Annotated in this window: 27 protein-coding genes; 12 read left to right on the top strand and 15 right to left on the bottom strand. The window is 64.9% G+C overall.

What is annotated here, in order from left to right:
* Positions 1 to 6: 6 nt before the first annotated feature.
* From ACQPYM_RS04285 to ACQPYM_RS04255, 7 genes are all read right to left on the bottom strand, one after another.
* Positions 7 to 891: a bifunctional DNA primase/polymerase gene (locus ACQPYM_RS04285; RefSeq protein ID WP_433015104.1), complete on the bottom strand. Its 885-nt coding sequence runs from the start codon at positions 889 to 891 to the stop codon at positions 7 to 9.
* 59 nt (positions 892 to 950) lie between these two features.
* Positions 951 to 1,211, bottom strand: a complete 261-nt coding sequence (locus ACQPYM_RS04280) for a hypothetical protein (RefSeq protein ID WP_433015101.1) — start codon at positions 1,209 to 1,211, stop codon at positions 951 to 953.
* Between the two features lie 118 nt (positions 1,212 to 1,329).
* The gene (locus ACQPYM_RS04275) at positions 1,330 to 3,663 is read right to left on the bottom strand and encodes a cell division protein FtsK (RefSeq protein ID WP_433015098.1); all 2,334 of its coding nucleotides are present in this window, start codon (positions 3,661 to 3,663) and stop codon (positions 1,330 to 1,332) included.
* Complete coding sequence (locus ACQPYM_RS04270) at positions 3,663 to 4,457, bottom strand: DUF2637 domain-containing protein (RefSeq protein WP_433015095.1); 795 nt, start codon at positions 4,455 to 4,457, stop codon at positions 3,663 to 3,665. Before ACQPYM_RS04270 ends, ACQPYM_RS04275 begins: the two co-directional genes overlap by 1 nt.
* Positions 4,458 to 4,481: 24 nt before the next feature.
* Complete coding sequence (locus ACQPYM_RS04265; RefSeq protein ID WP_433015092.1) at positions 4,482 to 4,943, bottom strand: DUF3307 domain-containing protein; 462 nt, start codon at positions 4,941 to 4,943, stop codon at positions 4,482 to 4,484.
* A complete protein-coding gene (locus tag ACQPYM_RS04260) occupies positions 4,943 to 5,122 on the bottom strand; it encodes a hypothetical protein (protein ID WP_433015089.1) in 180 nt (59 codons plus the stop codon). Before ACQPYM_RS04260 ends, ACQPYM_RS04265 begins: the two co-directional genes overlap by 1 nt.
* 217 nt (positions 5,123 to 5,339) lie before the next feature.
* Positions 5,340 to 5,543: a hypothetical protein gene (locus ACQPYM_RS04255; protein ID WP_433015086.1), complete on the bottom strand. Its 204-nt coding sequence runs from the start codon at positions 5,541 to 5,543 to the stop codon at positions 5,340 to 5,342.
* A gap of 164 nt (positions 5,544 to 5,707) precedes the next feature.
* Between ACQPYM_RS04255 and ACQPYM_RS04250 the strand changes: the two genes are divergently transcribed.
* Both ACQPYM_RS04250 and ACQPYM_RS04245 read left to right on the top strand, forming a co-directional pair.
* A complete protein-coding gene (locus ACQPYM_RS04250; RefSeq protein WP_433015083.1) occupies positions 5,708 to 6,541 on the top strand; it encodes a GntR family transcriptional regulator in 834 nt (277 codons plus the stop codon).
* Entirely contained in the window at positions 6,538 to 7,149 is a 612-nt protein-coding gene (locus ACQPYM_RS04245) for an N-acetyltransferase family protein (RefSeq protein ID WP_433015080.1), read from the top strand. Before ACQPYM_RS04250 ends, ACQPYM_RS04245 begins: the two co-directional genes overlap by 4 nt.
* Here ACQPYM_RS04245 and ACQPYM_RS04240 read toward each other — a convergent pair.
* On the bottom strand, positions 7,146 to 7,778 hold the full coding sequence (locus ACQPYM_RS04240; RefSeq protein ID WP_433015077.1) for an ETEC_3214 domain-containing protein: 633 nt from the start codon (positions 7,776 to 7,778) through the stop codon (positions 7,146 to 7,148). The genes ACQPYM_RS04245 and ACQPYM_RS04240 overlap by 4 nt on opposite strands.
* A gap of 162 nt (positions 7,779 to 7,940) precedes the next feature.
* The gene (locus tag ACQPYM_RS04235; RefSeq protein ID WP_433015074.1) at positions 7,941 to 9,020 is read right to left on the bottom strand and encodes an MrcB family domain-containing protein; all 1,080 of its coding nucleotides are present in this window, start codon (positions 9,018 to 9,020) and stop codon (positions 7,941 to 7,943) included.
* 99 nt (positions 9,021 to 9,119) lie between these two features.
* Between ACQPYM_RS04235 and ACQPYM_RS04230 the strand changes: the two genes are divergently transcribed.
* Positions 9,120 to 9,389, top strand: coding sequence for a hypothetical protein (locus tag ACQPYM_RS04230; RefSeq protein WP_433015071.1), 270 nt, complete (start codon positions 9,120 to 9,122; stop codon positions 9,387 to 9,389).
* A gap of 226 nt (positions 9,390 to 9,615) precedes the next feature.
* The gene (locus ACQPYM_RS04225) at positions 9,616 to 10,737 is read left to right on the top strand and encodes a three-Cys-motif partner protein TcmP (protein WP_433015068.1); all 1,122 of its coding nucleotides are present in this window, start codon (positions 9,616 to 9,618) and stop codon (positions 10,735 to 10,737) included.
* Here ACQPYM_RS04225 and ACQPYM_RS04220 read toward each other — a convergent pair.
* Complete coding sequence (locus ACQPYM_RS04220) at positions 10,734 to 11,471, bottom strand: DUF5131 family protein (protein ID WP_433015065.1); 738 nt, start codon at positions 11,469 to 11,471, stop codon at positions 10,734 to 10,736. The genes ACQPYM_RS04225 and ACQPYM_RS04220 overlap by 4 nt on opposite strands.
* A gap of 831 nt (positions 11,472 to 12,302) precedes the next feature.
* Between ACQPYM_RS04220 and ACQPYM_RS04215 the strand changes: the two genes are divergently transcribed.
* The 3 genes from ACQPYM_RS04215 to ACQPYM_RS04205 all read left to right on the top strand — a co-directional run bounded on the left by ACQPYM_RS04215 (position 12,303) and on the right by ACQPYM_RS04205 (position 14,514).
* Positions 12,303 to 13,136: a hypothetical protein gene (locus ACQPYM_RS04215; RefSeq protein WP_433015062.1), complete on the top strand. Its 834-nt coding sequence runs from the start codon at positions 12,303 to 12,305 to the stop codon at positions 13,134 to 13,136.
* A 247-nt stretch (positions 13,137 to 13,383) separates the two neighbouring features.
* Positions 13,384 to 13,611, top strand: a complete 228-nt coding sequence (locus tag ACQPYM_RS04210) for a hypothetical protein (protein WP_433015059.1) — start codon at positions 13,384 to 13,386, stop codon at positions 13,609 to 13,611.
* A gap of 165 nt (positions 13,612 to 13,776) precedes the next feature.
* Positions 13,777 to 14,514: a MerR family transcriptional regulator gene (locus ACQPYM_RS04205; protein ID WP_433015056.1), complete on the top strand. Its 738-nt coding sequence runs from the start codon at positions 13,777 to 13,779 to the stop codon at positions 14,512 to 14,514.
* 271 nt (positions 14,515 to 14,785) lie between these two features.
* On the opposite strand, the gene ACQPYM_RS04200 is transcribed toward ACQPYM_RS04205, so the two are convergent.
* A complete protein-coding gene (locus tag ACQPYM_RS04200) occupies positions 14,786 to 15,937 on the bottom strand; it encodes an alginate lyase family protein (protein ID WP_433015053.1) in 1,152 nt (383 codons plus the stop codon).
* A 277-nt stretch (positions 15,938 to 16,214) separates the two neighbouring features.
* On the opposite strand from ACQPYM_RS04200, the gene ACQPYM_RS04195 reads away from it, so the two are divergent.
* Positions 16,215 to 18,446 (top strand): penicillin acylase family protein, encoded by a 2,232-nt coding sequence (locus ACQPYM_RS04195; protein ID WP_433015050.1) that lies wholly within the window; start codon positions 16,215 to 16,217, stop codon positions 18,444 to 18,446.
* Here ACQPYM_RS04195 and ACQPYM_RS04190 read toward each other — a convergent pair.
* Together ACQPYM_RS04190 and ACQPYM_RS04185 are read right to left on the bottom strand one after the other, a co-directional pair.
* Positions 18,443 to 19,150, bottom strand: a complete 708-nt coding sequence (locus ACQPYM_RS04190) for a hypothetical protein (RefSeq protein ID WP_433015047.1) — start codon at positions 19,148 to 19,150, stop codon at positions 18,443 to 18,445. The genes ACQPYM_RS04195 and ACQPYM_RS04190 overlap by 4 nt on opposite strands.
* A gap of 87 nt (positions 19,151 to 19,237) precedes the next feature.
* Positions 19,238 to 20,053 (bottom strand): helix-turn-helix domain-containing protein, encoded by an 816-nt coding sequence (locus tag ACQPYM_RS04185; protein WP_433015044.1) that lies wholly within the window; start codon positions 20,051 to 20,053, stop codon positions 19,238 to 19,240.
* A 128-nt stretch (positions 20,054 to 20,181) separates the two neighbouring features.
* On the opposite strand from ACQPYM_RS04185, the gene ACQPYM_RS04180 reads away from it, so the two are divergent.
* Positions 20,182 to 20,907 carry an SDR family oxidoreductase gene (locus ACQPYM_RS04180; RefSeq protein ID WP_433015041.1) on the top strand — a complete coding sequence of 242 codons (726 nt, stop codon included), beginning with the start codon at positions 20,182 to 20,184 and terminating at the stop codon, positions 20,905 to 20,907.
* Between the two features lie 45 nt (positions 20,908 to 20,952).
* Here the strand turns inward: ACQPYM_RS04180 and ACQPYM_RS04175 are convergent, their stop codons facing one another.
* Positions 20,953 to 21,615, bottom strand: a complete 663-nt coding sequence (locus ACQPYM_RS04175; protein WP_433015038.1) for a hypothetical protein — start codon at positions 21,613 to 21,615, stop codon at positions 20,953 to 20,955.
* 130 nt (positions 21,616 to 21,745) lie between these two features.
* Between ACQPYM_RS04175 and ACQPYM_RS04170 the strand changes: the two genes are divergently transcribed.
* The 3 genes from ACQPYM_RS04170 (at position 21,746) to ACQPYM_RS04160 (ending at position 24,629) form a co-directional block, all read left to right on the top strand.
* The gene (locus ACQPYM_RS04170) at positions 21,746 to 23,749 is read left to right on the top strand and encodes a histidine kinase (protein WP_433015035.1); all 2,004 of its coding nucleotides are present in this window, start codon (positions 21,746 to 21,748) and stop codon (positions 23,747 to 23,749) included.
* Positions 23,740 to 24,390, top strand: coding sequence for a LuxR C-terminal-related transcriptional regulator (locus tag ACQPYM_RS04165; protein ID WP_433015032.1), 651 nt, complete (start codon positions 23,740 to 23,742; stop codon positions 24,388 to 24,390). Before ACQPYM_RS04170 ends, ACQPYM_RS04165 begins: the two co-directional genes overlap by 10 nt.
* A 92-nt stretch (positions 24,391 to 24,482) precedes the next feature.
* Positions 24,483 to 24,629: a hypothetical protein gene (locus tag ACQPYM_RS04160; protein WP_433015029.1), complete on the top strand. Its 147-nt coding sequence runs from the start codon at positions 24,483 to 24,485 to the stop codon at positions 24,627 to 24,629.
* A 151-nt stretch (positions 24,630 to 24,780) separates the two neighbouring features.
* On the opposite strand, the gene ACQPYM_RS04155 is transcribed toward ACQPYM_RS04160, so the two are convergent.
* Positions 24,781 to 25,146: a PRC-barrel domain-containing protein gene (locus ACQPYM_RS04155; RefSeq protein ID WP_433015026.1), complete on the bottom strand. Its 366-nt coding sequence runs from the start codon at positions 25,144 to 25,146 to the stop codon at positions 24,781 to 24,783.
* Positions 25,147 to 25,212: the final 66 nt, after the last annotated feature.

Genomic DNA, 25,212 nt, shown 5'->3' with positions numbered 1-25,212 from the left:
TGAGCATCAGGCGGCTACCGTCCTCGGTCGCTTGGCTCCGGCCCGCAGGCCGGACGCGATGGTCTTGTGGGCTTGCCTCTCTGTGTGAGGCGGACTCGCTGTGCAAGTGGCGGCGAGCTGGTGTTCCGCGGCGAGTAGTGCGGCGTACACATCGGCTTCGGCCAGAGCCCCGCCGGCGACCAGGCGGCCGAGATTCTGAGCGGCGATGAACAACGCGAGGTTGTGTTGCCCGGAAGGCGCGTTGATGACGTGATCGCATTCGGCCCGCAGTGCGGCCGTCAGGTAGGTCGATCGCCGCGCGGCCTCGAGCTGGATCGGTGCGGCCTGGGTCATCGATGCGGGCTTGAGTGCGTCTGTGAGCCACTGCGGGAGCGGGGAAGGGCTGATGTCGTGTGCAGTTCGGTAACGACGCCCAGCCGCCAGAGAACCGGCACCGACGACGTACCCGCCGGCCGCACGAGTGTCGATCAGCCAGCCCAGTCGGGCTTGTGTGTTGCGCAGTTCGGTTCCTGCCGGCGCATCGAAGTACAGGTGCTCGCCACCCCGCCCCGTGACGACCGTGTGGGTGTTCCAGGGATATGTCTGCCCGGCCGCTTCGGCGCGGACGGCAAGTACGTCGGCACCGCAGGTGATCCCCGGCCGCTGCCACGTGTCAGGCGGGGTTTGACGGGGCTTGGGCTGATCCAGGTCGACCACCACCAGCCGAGACGGTCCGCAGGCGATACCGACGCCGTACGGTCCGGCCGACCAACACTGGTCGATCCGGGCAGGGTCGACGGTGGCGCGGTTCTCCCAGTCCTCCACAGCCGGACGCTTGTCGTCAGGGATGAGTGGGAACACATGCCAGCCGCGCTCGGCAGCTCTGTGGGCGGCTGCAAGTAGGGCGTTCACGTCGGTCTCCTTCGCGGGCATTGGGGTATGGGCATGTCGGGTTCGAACGGCAGCCGGAGTCACCGGCCGGCCCGCTCGCGGCCACGAAGGCGCATGTAGACGCGGCGACCGATTCGGACGCGGGCGCCAGATCCTCCGCAGCGCTTGCAGTTGCGCCAGTGGGCACGACCGGGCGAGTGATGGCGTCCGAGTCCTTCGCACTTGCGGCACTTGCCGAAGGGGTATGCCGCACAGGCGAGGAAGTAGCCGGCGACCAGCAATCCGGCGACGACAACCAGCCCGAATGTGCTGCTAGCGCTAGCGGCGATGAGGGGGGTCATAGATGGCTCCTTGAGGCAGGGCGGGGTCTGGCGTTCTGGCGGGCGCTAGAACGCTTGTTCGCAGGTCAGAGGGTGTTTTTGCCGCTAGCGAGGGTGCTAGGTCTAGCGGCCCTAGGCGCTAGGAGTCGTCGTCCTCCGGCCGGATGCCGGCCGACTCGTCCGGGCTAGCCGACGGTGTCGCGCGAGGCGCGTCGACGGGCCGGGGTTGGTGCTTCGCGATGGCGCGCTCAAGGTCGTTGCGGGTGATGCCGCGACGGTTGGCGCCGGCGCCGGACTCTTCGTCCTTGCCCCACACCTGAACCGTCTTCACGCCGTACGGCGCCAGGGCGGCGGCGAGCTGGGCAGGCTCCCAGCCCTTGTACTGATCCGGCCGGAGCCCGGCGAGCCGGTTCACGATGGCTTCGGACCAGATCTTGTCCTCACCGGCGACCAGTACCGCGGCGACGTCGGCCAGTACCGACGCGGAGCGGGTCGCCTCCTCGGCAACCTGTTCGCCGATCGCGTGCCCTGCAAGGGTTCCTGCCGCCTCACGAGCAGCACGAGCGCGCTTGACGATCTCCTCGGCGGCAGGCCCGTCGACGTAGTAGGTACGAACGACCTGAGGATCATCGGAGACGCCGGCCAAGTAGCCGATACCTCTGTCCTTCTTCGTGAACGTCGTCGCCCGTACGCCGTTGCGGTACATCGATGTGCCCAACACCATGTCGTTCTCGGTCTGGCCCATCACCCGCAGACAGAACCTGATCCCCACGTTCGAGCTGACGCCGGTCGGCAGCGACTTAGCGTCCGGGCGCTGAGTGGCCAGCATGAGAATGATTCCCAGAGCCCGACCGAGTTTGATGATCGCCGTAGCCAGCTCGGCCGCCTCGGCGCCGAACTCCGGGTGGCTGAACAGGTTCTGACACTCATCGATCGCCATCACGATCGACCGCAGGCCCTTGTACCGAGCAGCGAGCTCGGCCGTGACCTTGTTCTCCGGGCATAGGTCCCGCGGGAGTCGCTTGATGATGTCCGCCCGCTTACGGATCTCATCCCGCAGAGCGCGAAGACCAAGCAACGCCGCTTCGGCGGACTCATCGTCCGCGCCGGACGAGTACCGCTCGCAGACCGGTTCGAGCGGCCCAAGGTCGCCCGTGCCCTTCAGCTCGTACAGCCACAGGCGCGCCAGCGGATCGAGTGCAGCAGCCAGCAGCGGACCGCGGAGCGCGAACGTCTTGCCAGCGCCCGGCATCGCACCGATGAGAACGTTGTCGTACATCAGCGTCACGTCGACGGGACGGCCGCGCTGATCCGTCCCGAACGGAATCGGCTTGAACAGGTCCGCCTTTCCCTTCTTCGCCAGCGGCCAGGCGGCAGGCTTCGCCTGCGACATGTCCCGGTCACCGACCCACAAGACCAGCCGCCCCGCGTGCTGATCGTGCGCAGGTTCCGGCCACACGCACCCGAGCGGGCGCCTGAGTCCCGATGCCACTCGGTCCCGCCGCTCGATGATGTCGACTGCGGTCACGCCGTACGGCAGATCGACGTCCGCGCGGAAGCCGGGACCATCGCGGGTGATCGGGGCCGGGAACGAGATCCCATTCCCACCCTTGCCGACCGCCTTGTTGATCTCTGCAATGCCCAAGGCGGACAGCGCCCTGACGACCATGTCATCGGTCAGCTTCGGGACCTTGTGCGTGACCACCGCACGTCCCGTCAGCGGCCGATCAGCAGGCGCCCCGATCTTGCCCAGCAACGCCAGTACTCCCGCCACGGTCAGTCCCGGCAGCCAGCTCGGTCCCGCCATCATCAACGCCAGTCCTGCCCCGGCCGCGGCGAGTGTCCCGGTCGCGAACAACGCAAGCCGAGTCCGCTGCCTCTCCGAGCGAAGCCGGGCAAGTCGCATGTACTCCGTTGCGTCAGCGACCCTCACGGCCTGCTGACGCAAAGGCGCCGCCTCGGCATCGGTCAACCAACGTGCGGTTGCGGCGATCACACGGCCAGCACCGCGCGGCGAGTGAGCCAACAGGGTGCCGCCGTACAGGGGGAGGCGCATCGCGTGGAACGCGGCGTGATGACCGGTGTACGACGCGGCCCACCGGGCGGCGGTCTTCGCCTCATCCTTGTTGCGGAGCCACACCGGGACCACCGCGCGTCGCTGCGCCTCACGCTGCCAAGGCGCGACGTAGTCGGCCATCTCGCCCGGCATGTTCACCGGGACAACCGGGCTGTCGTCGTCCACGAGTTCGCCGTCAACCGCTTCACTCTCAGTCCCGGTCAACGGGACCTGGAACACCTTCGGTCCGGTCCCGGTCTCAGTCCCGGCTGACTGCGCGTCGTTGTCCCGGGACCGGAACAGCAACACCTCTCCCCCGTCTTGATCTTCAGTCTCGCTCGCGGTCCCGGAGAGTGCATCAGCCAGGTCTACCGGGATCTTGTTGCGGTCCCGCCCCTTGTTCATCCAGCTAGCCATCAGGCAGCCCTCCCGGTCGCCTCACCGATCACGGACACTTCGCTGTTGCTCTCGACCGTCGCCTCTGCCGGGTCGGCAGCGGCCTGCCACTCCCGCAGCCACCGGCGCCCGAGACTTCCGTCGACGCCTACCGACCGGGCGACCGCCGCACCGGACGGCTCCCGACCTTCTGCACGCTCCCGCTCCCACCACTCCCGTGCCTCCGGCTCTCGGCTCGGACGGGACTTCCCTGCCGTCGCTCGCGCTTTGGCCGGCGCCTTCTTTCGCGGTGCGGGCCTCACGGGGTGAGGTTCGGTCGGCTCCGCGCCGGCCGAGTCCGGCAGGGTCTCAACCACCACCGCTTCGGTGTCCACAGCGACGGGAAGACGCAGGCGGCGGAGCAGCCGCATCAGCAGTTCATATGAACCGACCAGAGCAAGCGGCGGCCATCCGGCGATCGCGATTTCGGCAGCTCGGGCGACCCAGTCGTGGGCAACGTTCGCGGTCACCGAGACCAGCGACCCGACCACCACGAGCGCCCAAGCCAACCAGTCGGCCTTTCGCCCCGACCGAGAGTCGGCCAGCAGTACCGCTGACGCCGCGATGAGCAAACCGTCGACCGAGAGAGGGAACAGCAACGCCCGCCACGACGGCTCACCATTCGCTGAAGCCCAGTCATGCATGTGTCCGTACGAGATCGCGGCAGCGATACCCGCCACTCCCGTCACCACAGCGACGGTTGCTGCTAGCAACGTCCGCCGTTCCCACACGCTCGGCCCCGTGACCGTCGTGTCGGTCTGCAAGGTGTCAGACATCGAACTCACTCCCCTTTCTCGGATCTAGATGAGCGCTGTCAGCAGCGCGGCGACGAACAGGCACAGAACGTGGAATGACTGGTCAAGATGGAAGGCGCCGGTACCGACGCACGGGTTGTCGTTGTGTCGCTCACGCGGGACACCTAACGCGGCGTACTCGCGCTTCCCGGCGATCCGGATCAGCGATGCGAGGGTGAATCTGCGGTCAGCCCAGTAGTGCGTTACTGCGCTGACGATCTGGCCCGCTACGAACCCGCCGGCACTGATTTCCAGGCCAAGCGGTAGCACCCAGACGAGCGCGGTGAATGCGACCGTGGTGACGGTGTAGCTGACGACGTGGCGAAGGCAAGCGAGCGAGCCAACGCGACTCCGCTTGCCCTTGTGCATCGCCTGATGGTGAGTCTGAATCCACTGATCACCGAGGTTGTGTGCAACCCATAGAGCAGCGAAGACGGCGGCGAAGGTGACGCCCGCGGTGGTATCCATTACGCCTCCGCTCGGAGTCGAGCAACCGGCGGGTGAGCGGCGAGCGAGTCGGCCAATTCGGCCAACGCGTCAGCAACCTCGGGCTTGTCCATCTCCCAGAACTCGTTTGCTTGCGAGTAGAGGGAGTCCAGGACGTCATCCCACAGGAAGCCGTCCAGGTTCGGCAGTGATTCAGGCATTACGCGGCCCTCCGAAGGTCAGTGCTGTGAATGGGGTCATTGGTGTGCCAGGTGCGCATGTGCTCGTCGGCGTCAGCGGAGGCCAGCGGCTGGGACCATGTCCGCCCCGAGAACGGCGCGGGGTCCGGGTCGCAGAGGCGGCAGCGCCATTTCCAGGCACCGCCGGCGTCTTGCCAGACACGGCAGAACCGGTCGAGTCGCCAGGCGGTCAGTGCGGTCATGCCGACCACGCCGCAAGCTTCGGGAACAGGTCGTTCCCCCAGGCGGTGATCTGGCCGGTGGCCTCGGCCCCAACCGGCGTCGACGCCAGGAACAGGCCGAATACCACCGAGAACAGGACGATGCCGAGGTTCCAGCCGCCCCACTTCACGCCCAGGAACACCACGATGGCCATCACGATCACGAACGGAACTGTCTGCATTTGGAGTCACTTCCTCGCTGTCACTTGGTTCGATCCATGTTCGCTTGGTTGGTACCAAGCGCTTATGGATGGAACCAAACCACATAAAGTGACACGACGCAAGCCCTTGGTGCCGACCAAACTTGCTTGGTACCGTCCAATGGGGCGACAGACAGGAGACAGCGGTGAACAGCGCGACGCGATGGGAGAGCCTCTATGAGGACCTACGGAGCCGCATCGATCAGGACGAGCTGAAGCCGGGAGACCGGCTCCCATCAGAACGCGAGCTGATGGAGCAGAGCGGCGTCTCTCGCAACACCGTTCGCGCGGCCGTCAGCCGCCTGGAACATGAGGGGCTCGTCGAGGACCTCGGCGGGAGCCGTGGGCGCGTGGTCAGCCAACGAATGCGCCTCAACTTCGACATGTCCAAGTTCGAGCTCGGCGCCTACACCGACGATCCGACCAACGGCAAAGACCAGTGGCTCACCGGAGTCGAGGCGGCGAACTGGACCGGCCGGCAAGTCGTAGTCAGCGTCAGCGAGCTGCCCGCGCCGCCTCAGGTTGCTGAGTTCCTCAACCTAGAGAAGCCCGGCACACCGGCCGTCAGGCGCCGGCGCCTACGGCTAGTCAGCCGACCCGAGGAAGGCATTCCCGAGCGGGTCGCGATGATCGCGGACACCTGGACGCCTCCCGACATCGCTTACAAGCTCATCGACGGCAGAGCGCCCCTGATGAGCCCCGAAGACACCACGCTGCCGGGCGGCATCTATCACGCACTCGGCTTCCGCCAGGTCCGCTTCATCGACAACATCGAAGTACGCATGCCAACCGCCGAAGAGGCGGAGCTGATGTCCCTTTCACCGGGCACGGCAGTAGGCCAGCACGCCCGAATCGGCATCGATGAGACCGGCCGCCGCGTCCGCGTCCTGATCCACGTATGGGCCGGTGACCGTCAGGTCATCACCTACGACCTGCCAGTCCCGGAACGGCGCCTCCCGACCAACGGAGATCCCCAGTGACCACGTACCACGTACGCGCGGCCATTGAGGATGACGTCGAGGCTGTTCTAGCCCTCCGTCGCCATGCTGAAGAGTGGCTCAAGGCAGCGGGCATCGAGCAATGGACCAGGAGCGCATACGGCGCCCGCGTCATCCAAGGATGGATCGGCACCGGCAGCACATTCGTAGTCTCAACCGACGACGGCGAGATCATCGGCAGCCTGTCCCTCGACAAAGGCGACCCAGACTTCTGGACACCCGAGGAACTGAAGGCCCCCGCCCTCTACCTCTACAAATTCATCATCCGCTCAGACCACCGCGGCTCCGGCCTGGGCGACGTTCTCTTGGACTGGTCCTGCTACCGCACCGAACTAGCCGGCAACCTCTGGCTACGTCTCGACTGCTGGCGCGACAACACCGGCCTACACAAGTACTACCTAGACCGCGGCTTTCAGCACCTCACCACACGCACCCACCCCGTACGCATGTCCGGCGCACTCTTCGAAAGACCAGCCGAACTCCGTCTGGCTAAGAACCACGAAGCAAGGCTGATCGATCACACCCGAGGAGGCGATGAGTTTCCGTCACAGTCAGCGGACTCCCACCCAAGACTCCCGAAGCTGTCCTAGAAGGGACGGAAAACGCGAGCTACTGCCCGCTCAAGGCGTCGCCATCTCGATGTATCCGTCGGCAATAGCCTGAAGGTGTCCCCATCGAGGCCCGCTGAGGGTATTTCATCCGCGTAGTCAATGTAAATTCCTACAGTATTCGGACGACTGTATTTGCGCATATAGTTTACAGCCCTACTGTCATCGTCCGACTCGTCGCCTCCAAGCCATTCACCAGCGACTACGTCAGGCGGAGGCTCAAAGCGGCCAACCGGAGAGCTATCACTCACCGCAAGCAGATAGTGCAGGTAGCCGCCCGGGTTGCCGAAATAGTGAACCTCGCGATAACCATATCTTCGAGCACCGATACTCAACGATTGACTGTCGGGGCTATTGCGGGAAGTGGATTCGAACGTCTGACGCCCTAGGCGGCCATTCAGCTTTCCTAAAGAAATGCCTTCCAGCGGAAGCAGAAATGTCGGATCAACAACGGTGATCACAAATCCATTAACCGATCCATGTTTAAAGTTCGCCGCAATATGCAGATAGGGCGTTACCCAGGTAAGGTTCCCGCTACCATGTTCGACTCCACCGTATGCAGGTGAACCGAAGAGATTCCTCACGTATTCCTCATTGACCATGACCGCCATCTGCTCGACACCCGAGAGTATGAACCGCCTATGTCCGGCCGTTCTCCTCCACAGGGCTCGAATCAGCCCCCCGAAAAACACAACCGCCACAGCAGTCGCGGTCACATTGTCGGCACCGCCGAGCCACTGCCACAGGCCACCCTCAGCAGAAGCGAGGACCACTTAGCCTCCCACCCGAGTGCATAGGCCGGCCTCATAGGCGGCCTTGGAACCGACCCATTCACCATCTCGACTCCAGACAGCCGCTATTTCTAGGTGATCGAGAAGCGCGACACATCCATTGCCAACAGGCTCATTGAAGACAGCAAGCAGATTGGCAAGCTCGACGGTGTCATATAGGAAGAATCGATAGCTGAGCAATTGCCCAACAGCATCCCTGACAGCTTTGACACCATTCCCGCGGTCTACAGTCTTGGCTTCGATAAGCCAATGGACAGACTCTTGCCCTGCGGTCATATCACGTGGATGCACGTTCGTGGCGACGGCAAAAGATCGACTCTGCAAGAACTGTCCATAGGATTTCACTAGCGTCTCATGCTTTCGGGTTTTCACCACGACACGTGCAGCGATCTGCTGCTTGTAGTCACTATCATCCTTGGGCTTGAACTCCGGGGATGGTGTTGGCGATTGGCGCGCCGGCGGCGCTGTCACCACAGCCTCAGCCCCAGCCGCTCGAAGTTGTTCCCGAATTTCTACACACACTTGGTAGAGATGAATCATGTCCCTGAGGTCTCGCACCAGGATCTCATCCCCAGGCAGATCATCAATCAGGTACTCGACCGAGAAGATGATCCCCGCGGCGTAATTCACCGCTAACGCGACGCTTGACCGCAGATCAACGGTTTCGCCGAGCCCGGACCGTGACTCCTCCGGAACCTTTTGGCGGATGGCCGCGGCCTGCGCACGTAGCTTCTCTCGCCCTGCCGGCCGCCCCAACAGATCGATCATCTCCGTGACTCCCTGCATGAGAGCAAGGAAGACTCGACTCCCGTCGGCGGAGAAGAGGTAGACCACATACATTCCACGCTGTGCGGTGGTCGTCTCGTCGGGATCGAACAACGCGACCCACGGAATCGTGGCGGCCGACCCCATGCCCCCGCTACCAACACCGACGTACCCGAGGGGCGCCCAGTACTGCAGCTTTGGACCTGCCTGCTTCAGCAGTTGCTGCACAGGACTGCGGATCCCATGCGCCTGATCGTACTCACGGCCAATCCGCCGGATGAGATCCTGAAGCTCCAAGTCGGCCTCCTTAGTTAGAACGAGCTCGGAGGCTATCGGTGGCCTCCGACAACGCGTCCCGACGCGACACTAAGCGTGCCGGACTCCTACCGTGCACGCATGTCTACAGAAGAAGTTCTAAGCGCGCTGCTGAAAGTGTCTGCCGCATCTGAGGCCTATGAGGTGACCTCGTTCCAGGTTGTACGCCATGACCGGCTGGTACACGTAGCGGTTCTAGATGCGGGCACCGCAGCAGCTGGCGAGAGGTACACGGTCGAGGTTCACGCCCCCGCAGACGACTCATCAGGCGAGGTGAGTCTGACTAGCAACCCGGCCAGAACCATCGATGAGGCACTCCGCGGGGTGCACTGGAAGGAGCTAGACCGCTGAGCAAGTGACCCAATTGCTTCTGCCTGATGCAATCCACGGCTTCTAGGGGTCCCTTCTCCGATGCGGTCGGTTCAGGCTCTGTGCCAGAGAGCCACTCATCTCTGGCACGGGCCTGAACCGGGCCCGCACCTCACATCATCCGACACGTCAACTCGATGAACTGTCGCCATTACAAGGCGTTAGAGGCAGACTGGTGTCTCGATCACACTCCGTGGGGGAGAGAAGCATGGCTGATTCTGACCCGAAGAAGTGGGAATACCCGGACCACACCCAAGCCAAGCACGACATTTTTAGCAAATACCTAGATGCCTGGTTCCCAATCCTGTCGTCTACTCATGGCCGCATTCTTATTCTGGATGGCTACGCCGGCCGCGGAGTATATAACGACGGCCAGCCGGGCTCGCCGATTATTGCGCTTGACCGCTTACTCAAGCATTCATATTGGCCGCAGATGCAGCACCGCGAATTCATCTTCATTTTCATTGAACACGACCCGAGCAATGTAGCGTCACTGACAAAAGCACTCGCGGACTATCGCGCCGAGTACGAGTCAGATGGAAAGAAGTGGCCGGACAACGTTAAGTACGAAGTTCGCACGGGCTCTTTCGCGGACCACGCGACGGAGATGTGTGACTACCTCGACCAGCAGGGTAGCCATCTAGCGCCGACCTTTGCCTTCATAGATCCCTTCGGCTGGACCGGCATGCCTATGCAACTCGTTGCCCGGCTGCTAAATCATCCAAGTTGTGAAGTGTTCATCAATTTCATGGTCGGGTTTGTCAATCGGTTCATCGCTCACCCCGATCAGACCGAGAACATGAACGAACTATTTGGCTTGGATGTCGAAGAAATACTTGCCAACTTCACAGGCGGCGATCGAGTCGAATATTTGCGAGACGTCTACATGCAACAACTTCGGGATGTGGCCGGCTTCCCGCACGTGCGCTGGTTCGCTATGCGAAACCACACTGGGAATGTTGGCTACTACCTTCTGCACGGCACCCGTGATGCACGGGGGGTCGAGAAGATGAAGGATGCCATGTGGAAGACGGCACCTGGAGGAGACTATTCGTTCTCAGACCGCCTCGCAGGCCTCGACGTCCTGTTCCAGCCAGAGGCCGACGTCGCACCTCTACGGAAGGCGCTACTTCAGAAATATGCGGGACAGAAGGGCGTCATGGTCAACCCTGATGTGCAGCAGTGGGTGATCCTTGACACCCCTTACCGCAAGCCGCATCTGACAACAGTCCTTAGGGAGCTTGAGAACGAGTCAGTCATCAAAGTGAACCGACCGCCAAACAAGCGCCAATTCACTGCCGGAGTAACAATTGATGTCCCTAAGGTCTAGCGAACCGGCATCTCATCCCAGTGACGGCCGGCGAGCTGACGCCCATTTGCTTTCGGTGTTCGGCCGCCCCACTGCTTGAAGAAGAAAGGCACACCGGCAGTCCCGCATTGATGCAAGATCTCCTCCGCCCAGCTCGCCAACATCGGTCGGGCTTTCGGCCCCGACTCTCCTCCAACGATAACCCAATCAATTAAGTCAAGATCTAAGTCCGGCAAAGGCGTCAACAGCGGCTCGCAGGAAAGGAATCGAGTTTTAGCCGGAGTGTTACGCAGATGATCGATCCGATTTACCACATCAGCCGACTCCACCGAAACGCCCATCCAAAGATTCTCTGGCCAATCCAATTTATCGGCCACTCTCTCCATACGAAGAGCTCTCTTAGTAAGCGCTTGATATGTGTGCTGTGGCGTCTCACGAATCACGTCAAAAATATCCCTGATGAAGCTGATAGGAACTTTGGCGTGGAACAGGTCGCTCATTGAATTAACAAAAATCACTCGCGAGCCGCGCCATCGATAAGGCTGCCCCAGCGAGTCATGATGGAGCGTCACTCCAAATCCCGGTCCAGACGTGACAGGACTTCCATCCGCCTGATACTTGCTTGCCCCCATGGCCTTTAGTCGCTTGGAAAGAGTCAAGGCGTAGCAGTTGTCGCACCCCGCGGCCACACGATCACAGCCTGTAACGGGGTTCCAGGTCGCTTCGGTCCACTCGATTGCGCTTCCGGTTGCCACAACTACCCCCTTGCGGTTCGCACATATGTTCGAACGTTGCTGACCTACGCTACAAGATGCCGACCGGATCCTGAAGAGCGAAACGCGCTCAGGACTCCGCCGGATCGAGTCAATCTACAGGCGCGCGAGACAAGCGCAGGGGCGGCCGATAGAGGCTCGAACATGCCTGCCGACCACTCCGGAGCGGGTGACCGCCAGTACCCCCGGTGGATCCTCTGGGAGGATCGGACAGTGCTCAAAGACTGGCTGCGCTACTCGTTGGTGCGCTCACAGCCAGAGCTGCCCTAATGGGCATCCTGGGCACCCAGCGACGATCTGACCGAAGAGACGCTGCACCAGTTGCCCATGGTTTAACCCACGGTTTTGGACGGGAAACGATGGGAGTTGTCGAGGGCTAGCAACATCCATGATCGCGCATTCGTGCAGGTCAGAAGGGATGTCGGGAACCAACGGGCATGATGTCGGCGGTTCCGGGGCGAATCCGCGGGTTGTCGGTTCGAGTCCGACGGGGCCTACCCAGTACGGCGGACGCCCACGCGTGCTCCTCCGTCGCCCGCTCCCCACCCCCAGCTACCTCGCTCCTCCGTCGCTCGTCCCGCTGCCGCGACAGCAACCGTCTGGCCCGAGCCATCCCTCAATGGCACAGCACGCCCTTGTCCGGGCGTGCCGCGGTGGACGATCGATCCATCAGACCAAGTCGGCATCGTCACGACGTGGTCGGTGATCCGCCCTCACCCACCGGTACGGGTGCAGTACGGGCAGCACGGCGACTGCGGCAATTCCTAACCTCGCCGCCAAGCCGTGCGTCACGGACCGATTGAGGGGAACCAGATGAGGCAAGCAGCACGCATCACCGCTGTACTCGCCGCCGGAGGGATGGCCGTCGTGGGCCTGACCACCAGCAGCAGCGCCCAGTCAGTGAACGACCAGAGCGTCCAGGCGACAAGCCTGAGCGCGGCCCGCCCCGCCACGGCGGCCGCCGACGACCACAGCGACACCGTCTACGTCACCAGCACGGCCAAGGACGGCACGGTCAGCGTGACGATCTACGACCCGGCCAAGGGAGTGACACCGGATCAACTCCGGGACAAGCTCCGGCGCAGCGGGGTCACCGGAGTACTCGACAAGGGACAAGAGCCACCCACCAAGCAGCCCAGCCAGCAGCAGGACCTGGCGGTCGCATGCCTCAGCTACGGCACCGCTAGGGAATGGTGCAACCACCGCTGGAACTACGACCTCTTCCGTGACCCACAGGTCTACTTCCTCGACCACACGTCATCGGCCTGGCCGGTCAGAGCCGCGGTAACCGTCTGGAACGAAGCAGTCGGCATCGACTCCTACTACCGCTGGTTCACCGAGGGCTGCCCGAGCGGCAGGCACTGTGTCCACGTCTACAACGGACGCTACGGCGACACCGACTGGTACGGCCTGACCACTTGGGCACCTGGCACCCAGGGCCCGGTCACCGTCCAGCTGAACGACAGCTACTCGCTGACGGCCAACGAGCGCCGCACCATCACCTGCCACGAGCTCGGCCACGCGCTGTCACTCCACCACAACACGGCCAACTCCAGCTGTCTGCGCTCGGGTACCTATATCTCGCTACGCCCGAACGTCCACGACTACGAGCTCCTGAAGCGGATCTACCCGCTGTCCGGCACCTGAGCAGGTAGCAACTGACAACCGGGGCGGCACCCACCACGGGTACCGCCCCGCCCAACCGAGTTGGGTCGTTCCGGGCACTAGACCACGCCCACCTCCAGATGGTCCCCCGCTACAGGGACGACCCTCCGCCTTCCCTGGCACCCGACCCCGGCGACCCGGACACCATCGCTGAAGCCGCCGCGTCCGCGTCCTGATCCACCTCTGGGCCGGCCGGCCCGACAACGAGTACCTGGTCGACCTGTTCGGCGTGTTCCACGGGTTCGGCATCTTCTTGCTGAACCAGGCCATGGAGCGGCGCGGTCTCCGCTTCCAGCGCCTCGTCTACCTCGGCCAGTCCGGCCTGACCGAGGCCATGGGCAACTACCTGGCCCGCAGGCACCGGCTGGCCGGTGAGTCGCTCGAGCCCTCGTGGAATCTCGAAGTCGACTGGGAGCTCCGCCCGCCGCTACTGGACCGAGCGCGGGAGCTGGCGTAGTACCAGTCGCCGCCGCGGCCTCGGGGCACGAGGTCGCGGCTGTTTTGGTCGAAGACGACCAGCGCGCCTTGCGGCAACGCGAGCTGGTGGAGTTTCGTCGTACGGGCTGTTGGTGCGTGGAGTGGCGGTTGACTCTTGGGTTACCCGAGGGATGACAGTGGTGCTGTGAGAAACGACGAGCTGGTTGCGATCGGCCACTTTGCCAGGCTCAGTGGGCTGTCGATTCATGCGTTGCGGCACTACGACGATGTTGGGCTGCTCACCCCGGCTGACGTGGACCCGGTATCGGGATATCGCCGGTACCGCCGGGAGCAGGTTCGTCTCGCCCGGCTGATCCGCTCCTTGCGGTGGATCGACTTGCCGGTCGAGGAGATCCGCGGCGTTCTCGCCACGACCGACATGGATGCCGTTCGGGCTGTGCTGGACAGGCATCGGTCACGGCTCGAACGACGACGTGACCTGTTGACGGCCCAGCTCGGCGACCTTGACCGCTTCACTAACGAAGGACTCGACATGACTACTGCTCAGACCGGCGCCCGTCCGGTGCAACTCAAGATTGCAGTGGACGACCTGACCACCGCCGTCGCCTTCTACCAGGAGGCGTTCGGCTTCCGCTACGACGTCACCAGACGCACCGAGGACGGCGACTACTCGTCGTTCATGTTCGGCACCTATGGGGAGGATGGGTTCTTCCTGCTGCACCTGCTGGACGATCCGGACGACACCGACCGGCCCGGGCCGACGACGTTCGGCCTGCTTGTCGAGGATCTGGACGCCGATCACGCTCGTGCTGTGAAAGCGGGTGCGATCGAAGTGGTACCTCCGCGCGACGGCGAGGGCATGCCGCGGAGCTCCGCGGTGAAGGATCCGACCGGCAACTGGATCTGGCTCTACCAGGCATGAATGACCCGACCGACCTGGTGAACGGCCTGTTGCGTTGGCGCAGTGTGAACGAACTGTCGCGTGGGCGCAGATCGCCCCCCGAGGTCTCGGCCGACGCGCGGCCCCCGACTCGAAACGGAGCGGGGGTCGCATCGCCCAGGCCGACGCGTGGGAAGCATCGAGTGAGAGCCGCGCTGGCCTGGATGAGTAGCCGTCGAGCCGTCCGGTTCGCGCGACACGGCTGACAATGTCACCGGCGGGCGTCCGGTGTGGCCGGGCTACTCGTCGCGGCTCAGCGCGGGTTGTTCGCGTGGGTGAGGGTTTCCCAGGCCAGGAAGCGCGCGGCGCCGACCGGGCGCTTCTGCTGCACCCACTGCTCGGTATGGGGCAGGTCGTATCCCAACCGCTGGTGCAGTGCGTTGTAGCCGACTTCGAGGTTCGGTCCGAGGCCGCGCTCGACCGCTCCGCCGCACAGCCACGATGGCGCCGTCGCGCCCAGTTGCAGACGGGCGTGGAACTCCATCGCGAAGCGGAGCCGGTCCTTGGCCGTGCCGAACAGGGCCACACCCTGATGGCGGGCCGTCTCCGCGACGTGTGACATTGCGGCGAGCCCCCATCCGGTGTGTCCGAAGTCGCGGCAGGTCTCCTGGGTCAGGCCGTTCACGAACGTGGTCTGCCCGTGCCAGTACTCGATGATCTCGGCTTTGGTGTCGTGCTTGCTGTTCGGTGGCGCTTTGGGCAGCGCTCCGTCCGACTCGAGGTAGATGTAGGCGGGCAGCCTGCCGCGCCAGGTGGTGATCGCCCGATCGAACGAGGCGCGGTCGTCGAGGTGCACAGCGATGCCGATGGCGGCATCGGTCATGATCAGTTCCCAGTTGCCTTGGTGGTTGGGCGCTCCCGCGATCACGGTCGGGAGGTACACGGTGCGCAGCTTGCCGGCGAACCGCCCGGCCTGGGTCCAGCCGGTGTAGGTGTGCTTGATGAGTTCGGCGGCGCGGGAGAAGTTGGCGCCGGCAAAGCCGGTCTGTAGCGGCGCATTGCTCCCGGTGTGTCCGGTGATCACGGCTGACCAGGCGTCCATGATCTGGATCGCCTTCTTGGCGTAGCGGGAGTCCTTGGTGAGGTACCACTGCAGGGCGTGGGTGTAGGCCGCATTGGCGTCCTCGCGCTCGTCCGAGCAGCCGTGGTCGGGATCCCCGTACATTCCGCATTCCACCACGGCGCGGGGCGTGGCCGTGTACGACAAGGAGGCATACGAGCTGCGTTGCAGACCTTCCCAGGCAGACTTCCACGGTTCGTTGCCGAGATTGGCGCTGACGAAATCGAGCTGACCGCGGCTGACCAGGACGCCGGGGTGCTCGAACGCGGCCGCCTGCGCGGGCTGCGGGGCAACCAAGGCGGCGGCCACCAGCATGGTCGCGGCGAGAGAGCGAGCGAGACGCACGAGGTTCGATCCTCCAGAGAAGTCTTCGGGTCAACCTGCACCCGTACGGCGCGGGTCTACCCGCCCGACGTGGCATGAAGATATGGGCCGTATCTGACGCGCCGCTGCCCGTACCGCGCCCGTACCGCAGGGCCGTCCCGCTCGGCAGCCTGGACCCGTACCGCTAACCGGTCAGGATCCTTCCGGCGGCTTGGGATACACGCCAGATGTTGCCGTCGTCAGCTGCCGGATCTAGCGTGCTGATGGCTGTTGGGTCCTCGATGGAGCGGAGTTGCTCGTGGAGCGCGTGCGGAGTTCTGGGTTCAGTCGGCGGCACGTGTTGGGTGGGGCGGTGGGGGCGGCCGCGGGGGTTGCTGTCGGGTTGCCGGCCGGTGCTGTTGCTGCTCCGCCGAGTTCTGAGCATGCGCGCTGGCGGCGGCAGGCTGCGCGGGTGCGGATCACCCGTGACGACTGGGGTGTTGCGCATGTGCGCGGTCGGACTGATGCCGATGCCGTTTTCGGGATGATGTTTGCTCAAGCCGAGGATGACTTCAATCGGGTTGAGAACAATTATCTGATCAGCCTTGGGCGGCTTGCTGAGGCGCAGGGTGAGACGGCGATTTGGCAGGATCTTCGGCAGCGGTTGTTTGTGGATCATGAGCTACTCAAACGCATTCATGCGAAGAGCCCGCGGTGGCTCCGCCACCTGATGCAGGCGTGGGCGGATGGGCTGAATTACTACCTCGCTACTCATCCCGAGGTGCGGCCTCGGGTACTGCGGCGGTTTGAGCCTTGGATGGCATTGAGTTTTTCTGAAGGCAGCATCGGTGGGGATATCGAGCGGGTGCCGCTCAGTCAGCTCGAGGCGTTCTACGGGATGCGCGACGTACCGATGACCGATGACGAGCGCGGCCTGTTGTTCAAGGAGCCGAAGGGGTCCAACGGGTTTGCGATCGCGCCGAGTCATACCCGGGACGGCAAGGCGTTGTTGTTGATCAATCCGCATACCAGCTTCTTCTTCCGGGCCGAGCAGCATGTGACGAGCGACGAAGGCCTCGACGTCTACGGCGCCGCGACGTGGGGGCAGTTCTTCATCTACCAAGGGTTCAACGCGAACGCGGGCTGGATGCACACGTCGAGTGGGGTGGACAACGTCGACGAGTTCGCCGAGACGATCGTGACCGGGGCCGGCGGCCGGCGCTTCTACCGGTACGGCGATGAGCTGCGTCCCGTCACAACCAAGACGATCACGCTCTCCTACAAAGCGGCCCACGGCGAGCAGGCCCGAAGGAGCTTCACCACCTTCGCCACACACCACGGACCGATCGTGCGCGAGGCGGACGGCAAGTGGATCGCGTTCGCCCTGATGAACAAGCCGCTCGAGGCGCTGCAGCAGAGTTTCCTGCGCACCAAGGCTCGGGACTACGCGAGCTTCATCAAGGTGGCCGGATTCAAGGCCAACAGCTCGAACAACACCCTGTTCGCGGACTCAAAAGGCGAGATCGCCTTTCTGATGCCGCAGTTCATGCCCGTTCGCGACGACCGTTACGACTATCGCAAGCCGGTCGACGGCAGCAATCCGGCGACGGACTGGCGCGGGGAGCACAGCCTGCGAAGTCTGCCGCAAGCGGTGAATCCCAAGAATGGCTGGGCGTTCAACACAAACAACTGGCCCTGGACCGCCGCCGGCGCGGACAGCCCCAAGGCGGCCGACTATCCCCGGTACTTCGACCAGGCCGGCGAAAACCCACGCGGCCCGCAAGCGATCCGGGTGCTGACCGCGCGCGACGACTTCACCCCACGAACCCTCATCGACGCAGCATTCGACCGCTATCTGACCGCGTTCGCGCGACTCGTACCGCAACTCGTCGCGGCGTGGGACAAACTGCCACAAAGCGATCCCGACAAGGCGCCCCTCGCCGGTCCGATCCGTGTGCTGCGCCGCTGGGACTTCCGCTGGAGTGCGGACTCGACCGCGACCTCACTGGCCGTCTTCTGGGGCGAGGCACTCTGGGCGCCGTTGGCCCAAGCGGCGAGGGATGCGGGGATGTCGATGTGGGACTACCTCGCCCAGCGAGCAACCGACGCGCAACGGATCACCGCGCTCCGGCAGGCGGCCGACCGGCTGACGCGGGACTTCGGCAGCTGGCAGGTGCCCTGGGGCGAGATCAACCGCTTCCAGCGCAACGACGGCGCGATCGTCCAGACGTTCGACGACTCCAAGCCGAGCATCCCGGTCCCGTTCACGTCCGCGCAGTGGGGCTCGCTCGCGTCCTTCGGCGCCCGTCGCTATCCCGGGACCAAGCGGTACTACGGTACGAGCGGCAACAGCTTCGTCGCCGTCGTCGAGTTCGGGCACAAGCTTCGCGCCTGGGCGGTCACGGCCGGTGGCGTCAGCGGCGACTCCACCTCACCCCACTTCAACGACCAGGCCAAGCGCTACGCGAGCGGCAATCTCCGCCCGGTCTACTTCTACCCCGAAGACCTCAAGGGCCACATCGAACGCACCTACCGCCCAGGCCAAGGCTAAGCCCGAATCTGATCGGCCAGGGTTTGGACAACTGTTGTCATGGGTGCGGTGAACTTGTCGAAGGTTGCCTCAACCAGCATGGTGTGTACGTCATCCAGGACGGTCTGTAATGGGCCGTCCTGGTCCGCCCGGGCTCGGAACGCTCTCGCTGCCGTGTGCTGGCCGATGACCTCGGCGACAACGACCAGATAGTCGTAGGCAGAAGCGCCCGGACCTTCGCCGACCGACTCGGCGTTCATCACGGACTGGGACCAGTAGTAGAGCGCGTCTGCGCCGTGGCCGCGCTCGAGCATGGCGGCACCGGCGAGATCCAACAGGGAGTGCTTGCGCGAACACCTGCGCAGGCCGTCTTCGATCACCTCGAGTTCGCGATCCGTGCCTGGATATGCGCCGGCCAGCCAGGCGTACAGCACATCCAGGTCGACGTACCGCGGATCAGCGAGCAGTTCCTCGACCAGCCGAGCCATCGCCGGCGACTCCGTGCCGCTGGTGCCGGCGATCTCCACGATGCGGTTCAAGGCGTAGCCGTCCTCGATCGTGCGTGGCTCGGGCTCCTCCGGGAACGCTGGGGTGAGACACAGCGCGGCGTACTCCGGGTCGGCGGGGTTCAACTCGATGCGCCGCAGTGTTCCGTGGCCCGCCGCTGCGCTGCCGTCGGCCGACTGCGGCGTACCAGCGCGTCTGCGCCTGAATCTGCCGAACACTGTGTACTCCTCGAGGGGATCGGGACGATCGAGGGGCAAGCCGTGCACCTACTTGAGGAGATCGCAGAATAGCCGATCCAAGGACCCTCACCAGTTGACGAGCGTGCTGAGGAGGGTAAGGGCTTCGGCGCTGCGGGTGGACGGTTCGGCGTGGTAGACGACCAGTTCCTGGCCGGGAGCCGATCGTACGTCGAAGGCCTGCATGCGGAGGGTCAGTTCGCCGACCTGGGGATGCTGGAATCGCTTTGTTTCCAACGACTTTCCGCGAGCATCGTGCCGACTCCACAGCTCGCGGAACTCCTCGCTGCGGTCGAGCAGCTCGGCCAGTACCGCGCGCACACGCGGATCATCAGGTGCGGCGCCATGACCGAGTCTGAAGCCCGCTACCGAGTTCGCCGCAACTTCGCGCCAGTCGGCGTAGAACTGCCGGGACTTCGGGTCCAGGAAGACCAGCAGCATCAGGTTGCGGGAGAACTCGAATCCGTCGAACAACAGGTCGGCGATCTTGTTGCTTGCCAGTACGTCGTACGCGCGGTTGTAGACCAGGGACGGATTGTTCGGCCAGGCTTCCATCAGCTGCAGCAAGTTCGGGTCGACCTTCTCCGTGACGGCGGCCGATCGTGGTCGCGGCGCCAGACCGGCAAGCCTGAACAGGTGCAGTCGGCCGTCGTCGTCGAGTCGCAGCGCGACGGACAGCGCGTCGAGAACCTGTGCCGACGGGTTGCGCTCCCGGCCCTGCTCCAGCCGTACGTAGTAGTCGACGCTCATCCCAGCGAGCAGGGCGACTTCTTCGCGGCGTAGCCCGGCGACGCGGCGCAAACCGGTCGAAACCATCCCCACCTCTGAAGGCGTGACCAGGGCGCGCCGGCTGCGCAGATAGTCACCGAGCTGCGTCGTACTCATGGCTCCAAGAGTAGGTCTGCCGAAGAGGCCGTGCCTGGGGGCAGCACTCCCAGGAACACCGCGTCCTGCCGCGCAGCCACGCCGAGCACAAGTGTGGAGAGCAACAAACCTGATGCGAAGGGAAGACCATGAACAAGAAGGTCGTGCTTGTGACCGGCGCCAGCAGCGGTATCGGTGAAGCCATCTCGGAGCACCTGGCCGCCGCCGGGCACCAGGTCGTGGCGGGAGCGCGACGGGTTGACCGCCTCGAGGCGCTGGCGAAGCGAGTCCACGCAGCGGGCGGAAGCATCGACACCCGCGTACTCGACGTCACCGACCAGGCCGCCGTCAAGCGCTTCGTCACCGGAGCGCTGGACGACCACGGCCGAATCGACGTCATCGTCAACAACGCGGGCGTGATGCCGCTGTCGCGACTCGATCGCCTCCTGGTGGACGAGTGGAACCAGATGCTCGACGTGAACGTGCGCGGCCTGCTCCACGGGATCGCCGAGGCGCTGCCGGTCTTCCAGCGACAAGGCAGCGGCCACTTCGTCACCATCGCGTCCATCGGCGCTCACCAGGTCAGCCCGGCGGCAGCGGTGTACTGCGCAACGAAGTACGCCGCCTGGGCCATCACCGAGGGACTGCGACTCGAGGTCGACCCGTCGATCCGGGTCACCACCGTCTCGCCCGGTGTGGTCGAGTCCGAGCTCGCCGACACGATCACCGATGCCGATGCGCAGCAGGCGATGGCGCAGTACCGGGCCGCCTCCATCCCACCGGCCGCCATCGCCAACGCCGTCGCCTATGCCATCGAGCAACCGGCCGACGTCGACGTCAACGAACTCGTCATCCGCCCCACCCGCCAACGCTGAAGACCGGAAGCGGGAGGAAGGGTTCCTCCCGCTTCCGCGGGCCGGTCAGGTTGTGGAGTGATGGCGCCAGACGGCTGCGGCGAGGCAGAGGGTCCAGAGCAACGCGAGGATGATGGTGAAGTGGCCGATCATCGCTGCGCTGGAGATCAGGATGGGTGCTGCGCACACCAGACCGACGTACCCGAACCACTTCGCCAGGACCGCCGTCCGGAGAACCACGACTGAGACCGCGAGGATGGTCAGCCCCAGCGCCATCATCGTGATGCTGCCGATCAGGTCGTAGTTGAGGGCTGTGGAGTAGCGCAGTACTTCGATGCCGGGCAGAGGTTGGCCGTCGACCTTGACCATCCGGCCGATCACTCCGCGCAAGGCCGCCGACACAAGCAGGGTTGTGCTGAAGATCAGGCCCATCGAGCGGGCAAACGCGGTCCACTGCGTCGCCCGCGTCCCGGCCGTGAGCGTCGCGAAGTAGTTCATGACGACGACGAAGAGCACCGCGGCGGCGACTGCGCAGTACTGCGAAACGATGCCGGCCAGCTGGCTGTCGCTCTGCTGCCACCAGGTGAGCAGTTCCGCGTCGCCGGCCTTGTGCGGTACGTCGACACTGGCGACGGTCCAGAAGAAGGCGACGGCGAAGAGGACCGACGCCGCCGCTGCGACCTTCGCCGATGAGGTCCGGGTCGTTCGGGTAGTTGCTGTGGTTGCCATGACGGGCTCCTGAGTTCGAGGTGAGTCCACCGTCGTTCTCTGCCGACCCGCGAACGACCGAGTGGGCCCCAGACTTCGGATCAGGGCTGTCCCTGAGTACTCCGCGCGGTTTTGCTGCCACTATGACGAGATGGGCGCTACAGCGCGGGTACTGACGAGGGCGGTCACCTGGCCGCTCGCGCCCGCGCTCTTCGCCTGGCAGGTTGCGATCGGCAACCGGCTCGACGGTGGGCTTGCGGTTGGGCCCGCGGACGCCGTGTACCTCGTCGCCATGCTGGTCTGCTGGGCGGTGGGGGTGCTGCTCACCTGGCGAGTTTTCGCCCAACCGGCCGGCTGGGCCTTCCTGGGACTCGGCACAGCACTGACCTGGAGCGGGTACGCCGAGTTCGCCACCGACTACGCGCTGGGATCGGGCCAGGCGGCAAATGGCCAGCTGATGGCCACCTTCAGCGACAGCAGCTTCGTCTGGTGGTTCCTTTTCCTTGCCCTGGGCCTCCAATTCACCCCAGCTGTCCGGCCGAAGTCGCGAACTCTTCCAGTCCTGACAGTTGCCTCAGGCATGGTCTTCCAAGTTGCCGCCCTGCTGCGCTCCACACACCTCGACCAGCCGTACGAGAACTTGGTCAGTCCCTGGGCTGTCGCGGCGATCGCAGGACCGATCAGTGTGGTGGCCGCCGTCGCGATCACCGTGCTCGGCCTTTGTCTGCTCGCAAGTGTGTACGTCCTCGTCGCGGCCTTCCGCCGGGCCAGAGGCGAGGCTCGCCGGCAACTGCTGTGGCTGGTCGCCGGGGCAACACCACTTGCGCCGGCCGTGGTCGCGGCATTCGCCCTGTCGTACGCCGGGTTCGAGCACGTCGCCGGGTGGGCGTTGAGCGTCTGCGTCATCACCCTCGCGCTGGGGGCGGCCATGTCCGTCGCGAAGTACCGCCTGTACGACGTGGAGCGGATCGTCACCGACTCGGCGGCGTACGCGATCTCGACCGGCACTGTCATCGCCGTGTTCGGGCTGGTGGTCGTGGTCATCACCAAGAGCCTTCCCGTGCGGGCCGACGGGCAGTTGCTGACGATCCTGGCCACGCTGGCTGCTGCAGGAGTCGCGCGGCCGGCGTACACGTGGGCCCGCCGGGTGGTCGACCGGCACTTCAACCGCCGTCGCTTCGACGCCGTGCAGCTGGTCAGGGCCGGGCTCGAACGGTCAACCGATCTCGGTGCTCTCCTGGTCGAGGCGACCGGCGATCCGCAGGTTCGTGCGTTGTTCCCGGCCGACGGCGGCTGGGTGACCTCGGACGGGCGCCCCGCCGTACCCGGCGCGAACGCGGTCGACGTACTGCGCCACGGGCGGGCGAGTGCGCGCGTCGAGTTCGACCCGGCGCGCTGTGACCGGGCCGTCGTGGAGGCGGTCGTCCAGGAGGCGGCCACGGAGATCGACAACCTCGGTCTGCGGGCCGAGCTCGCCAAGCAGGTGGAGCAGATCACCGAGTCCCGGGCCCGGCTTGCCGGTGCGCACCTGGAGGAACGCCGCCGGATGGAGCGCGACCTCCACGACGGAGCTCAGCAGCGGATCCTCGCGATCGCCCTCCAGCTCCGCTCGGCCCGGGTCAACGGCGGCGAGACAGTACTGCGAGCCGAGGTCGACCGGGCCATCACGGATCTGGCCCTGACCGTCCAGGAACTTCGCGACCTGGCCAGCGGGCTGCAGCCGGCCGCGCTGGCGGGAGGTGGCCTGCGGGCCGCCACTGATGAGCTGGCCGGCCGGATCCCGATCCGGATGAAGCTCGAGGTTGCCGACCAGCGGTTCCCGGCACCGGTCGAGAGCGCGGCCTGGTTCGTCATCGCCGAGGCGGTCGCGAACGCCGTCAAACACGCCGGTGTCGACGAGGTGGAGATCCGGGTGTCGGCCGGCGGTCCGGCCCGGCTGGATGCCGGGTCGGCGGCGGCGACCGGACCGGCCGTGGCGACCGGGCCAGTGGAGTTGCACGTCGCCGTACTGGATCGAGGCGTGGGTGGAGTCGATCCGCAGGGTCGTGGGCTGCAGGGACTTGCGGATCGGGTTGCCGCGCTCGGCGGGGCGCTCTCCGCCGGTGACCGGCCTGGCGGCGGTACCAGGGTCGAGGCGGTGCTCCCATGCGGGTAGTGATCGCGGACGACTCGGCCCTGCTCCGGGAAGGTCTCGCCCGGTTGCTGGCCGAGTCCGGTGTCGAGGTCTGCGAGACCGTTGCCGATGGCCCTGACTTGATCGCGGCCGTGCACCGGCACCAGCCGGATATCGCGATCATCGACATCCGGATGCCGCCGACGTACACGCATGAGGGTGCAGTGGCGGCGATCGAGCTCCGGGAGCAGATGCCCTCGCTCGGAGTACTCCTGTTGTCCCAGGCGGTTGAGACGCACTTCGCCTCCCAACTGCTGAAGCGCCATGCGGAGCGGTTCGGCTATCTCCTCAAGGACAGGGTCGTCGATGTCGAGACGCTGATGGGAGCCCTGCGGACGATCTCGGCCGGCGGAACGGCCCTGGACCCCGAGATCGTGCGCCACCTGATGCGGGCGGACTCGGCCAGCGATCCCCTTGCAGCCTTGACGGAGCGGGAGCGCGACGTACTGGCTTTGATGGCGGAAGGCCGCTCCAACTCCGCGATCGCGGACCGGTTGACGGTCAGCCTCAAGACGGTCGAGAGCCACATCGCGAACATCTTCAGCAAACTCGGTCTGCACGGCGCCCAGGACGACCACCGCCGCGTCCTCGCCGTACTCACCGCTCTCCAGGGGTCGCCCTGAGTCGGGGGAAATCGGCTGGATCTGGGTGGAACCCGCCGTGAAGTCCTGTCGTCCTACGGTGGACCAGACCGGTATGACAGAAGGAGAGCACCATGGGTTGGGGCAAGGGCAGCTCGGACAAGAAGGCCAAGAAGGAAGCGAAGAACGACAAGAAACTCGACAAGATCGAGGCGAAGGTCAACACAGGTAAGGCTGTGTCCTTCAAGAAGGCCAAGAAGCTCACCCAGGAGCGGTACTAGGTCTACTAGCCGACGACCTTGCGGCACCCACCGGCGGCGGCCATCGCCCGCGCGGTTGCTTGTGCCATCGAGCAACGGCGGGCGTCGACGGCGACGAACTCGTCGTCCGCCCCGCCCGCCAACGCTGACGGATCTGGCGATCGGCGGCTGCTTACACGATGCCGCCGCCGCGGTAGGTGTCGCCGTAGTAGCCGCCGAGCCGGGTGCGGTACTCGTCGTTGAGGCCGCTGTCGGGGTCGTAGTCCGGGGAGTCCTTGATCTGGTCCTTGGTCCGGTCGACGTAGACCTTCTGGTCCTCATGGTCGATCCGGTCGATCACGCCGGCCGGCAACAGCACCTTCCGGCCGAGAATCCACGGACCGGTGTCGACCACGAGCCCCGCCGCACCAGGCTCGTAGGTCGCCTCGTCGACCTTGCCGATGTCACCGTCGGTCGCGGCGATCTTGTAGCCCACCAGGTCACTGCCTTCGGTGTAGCCGGCCTCCGGCCGGTAGCTCCACGGATCGAACGCGCTCATCGTCATTGCGGTTCATCGCCTTCCTGCAGGGGTCGGGAACAGTTCACTCCACCCCGGAAGCCCGAC

Origin of the sequence: Kribbella sp. CA-294648, assembly GCF_050943845.1 — a bacterium.
Taxonomy (GTDB): Bacteria; Actinomycetota; Actinomycetes; order Propionibacteriales; family Kribbellaceae; genus Kribbella.
This window is presented reverse-complemented; position numbering and strand designations above follow the sequence as displayed.

What these genes read in the sequence shown, in the direction of transcription:
- ACQPYM_RS04240 (WP_433015077.1), bottom strand. Translation starts at nt 7,778, where the DNA reads ATGGCGGTCATGGTCAATGAGGAATACGTGAGGAATCTCTTCGGTTCA.
- ACQPYM_RS04280 (WP_433015101.1), bottom strand. Translation starts at nt 1,211, where the DNA reads ATGACCCCCCTCATCGCCGCTAGCGCTAGCAGCACATTCGGGCTGGTT.
- ACQPYM_RS04260 (WP_433015089.1), bottom strand. Translation starts at nt 5,122, where the DNA reads ATGCCTGAATCACTGCCGAACCTGGACGGCTTCCTGTGGGATGACGTC.
- ACQPYM_RS04185 (WP_433015044.1), bottom strand. Translation starts at nt 20,053, where the DNA reads ATGAGTACGACGCAGCTCGGTGACTATCTGCGCAGCCGGCGCGCCCTG.
- ACQPYM_RS04170 (WP_433015035.1), top strand. Translation starts at nt 21,746, where the DNA reads ATGGGCGCTACAGCGCGGGTACTGACGAGGGCGGTCACCTGGCCGCTC.
- ACQPYM_RS04270 (WP_433015095.1), bottom strand. Translation starts at nt 4,457, where the DNA reads ATGTCTGACACCTTGCAGACCGACACGACGGTCACGGGGCCGAGCGTG.
- ACQPYM_RS04165 (WP_433015032.1), top strand. Translation starts at nt 23,740, where the DNA reads ATGCGGGTAGTGATCGCGGACGACTCGGCCCTGCTCCGGGAAGGTCTC.
- ACQPYM_RS04175 (WP_433015038.1), bottom strand. Translation starts at nt 21,615, where the DNA reads ATGGCAACCACAGCAACTACCCGAACGACCCGGACCTCATCGGCGAAG.
- ACQPYM_RS04275 (WP_433015098.1), bottom strand. Translation starts at nt 3,663, where the DNA reads ATGGCTAGCTGGATGAACAAGGGGCGGGACCGCAACAAGATCCCGGTA.
- ACQPYM_RS04230 (WP_433015071.1), top strand. Translation starts at nt 9,120, where the DNA reads ATGTCTACAGAAGAAGTTCTAAGCGCGCTGCTGAAAGTGTCTGCCGCA.
- ACQPYM_RS04215 (WP_433015062.1), top strand. Translation starts at nt 12,303, where the DNA reads ATGAGGCAAGCAGCACGCATCACCGCTGTACTCGCCGCCGGAGGGATG.
- ACQPYM_RS04225 (WP_433015068.1), top strand. Translation starts at nt 9,616, where the DNA reads ATGGCTGATTCTGACCCGAAGAAGTGGGAATACCCGGACCACACCCAA.
- ACQPYM_RS04180 (WP_433015041.1), top strand. Translation starts at nt 20,182, where the DNA reads ATGAACAAGAAGGTCGTGCTTGTGACCGGCGCCAGCAGCGGTATCGGT.
- ACQPYM_RS04160 (WP_433015029.1), top strand. Translation starts at nt 24,483, where the DNA reads ATGGGTTGGGGCAAGGGCAGCTCGGACAAGAAGGCCAAGAAGGAAGCG.
- ACQPYM_RS04255 (WP_433015086.1), bottom strand. Translation starts at nt 5,543, where the DNA reads ATGCAGACAGTTCCGTTCGTGATCGTGATGGCCATCGTGGTGTTCCTG.
- ACQPYM_RS04265 (WP_433015092.1), bottom strand. Translation starts at nt 4,943, where the DNA reads ATGGATACCACCGCGGGCGTCACCTTCGCCGCCGTCTTCGCTGCTCTA.
- ACQPYM_RS04155 (WP_433015026.1), bottom strand. Translation starts at nt 25,146, where the DNA reads ATGAGCGCGTTCGATCCGTGGAGCTACCGGCCGGAGGCCGGCTACACC.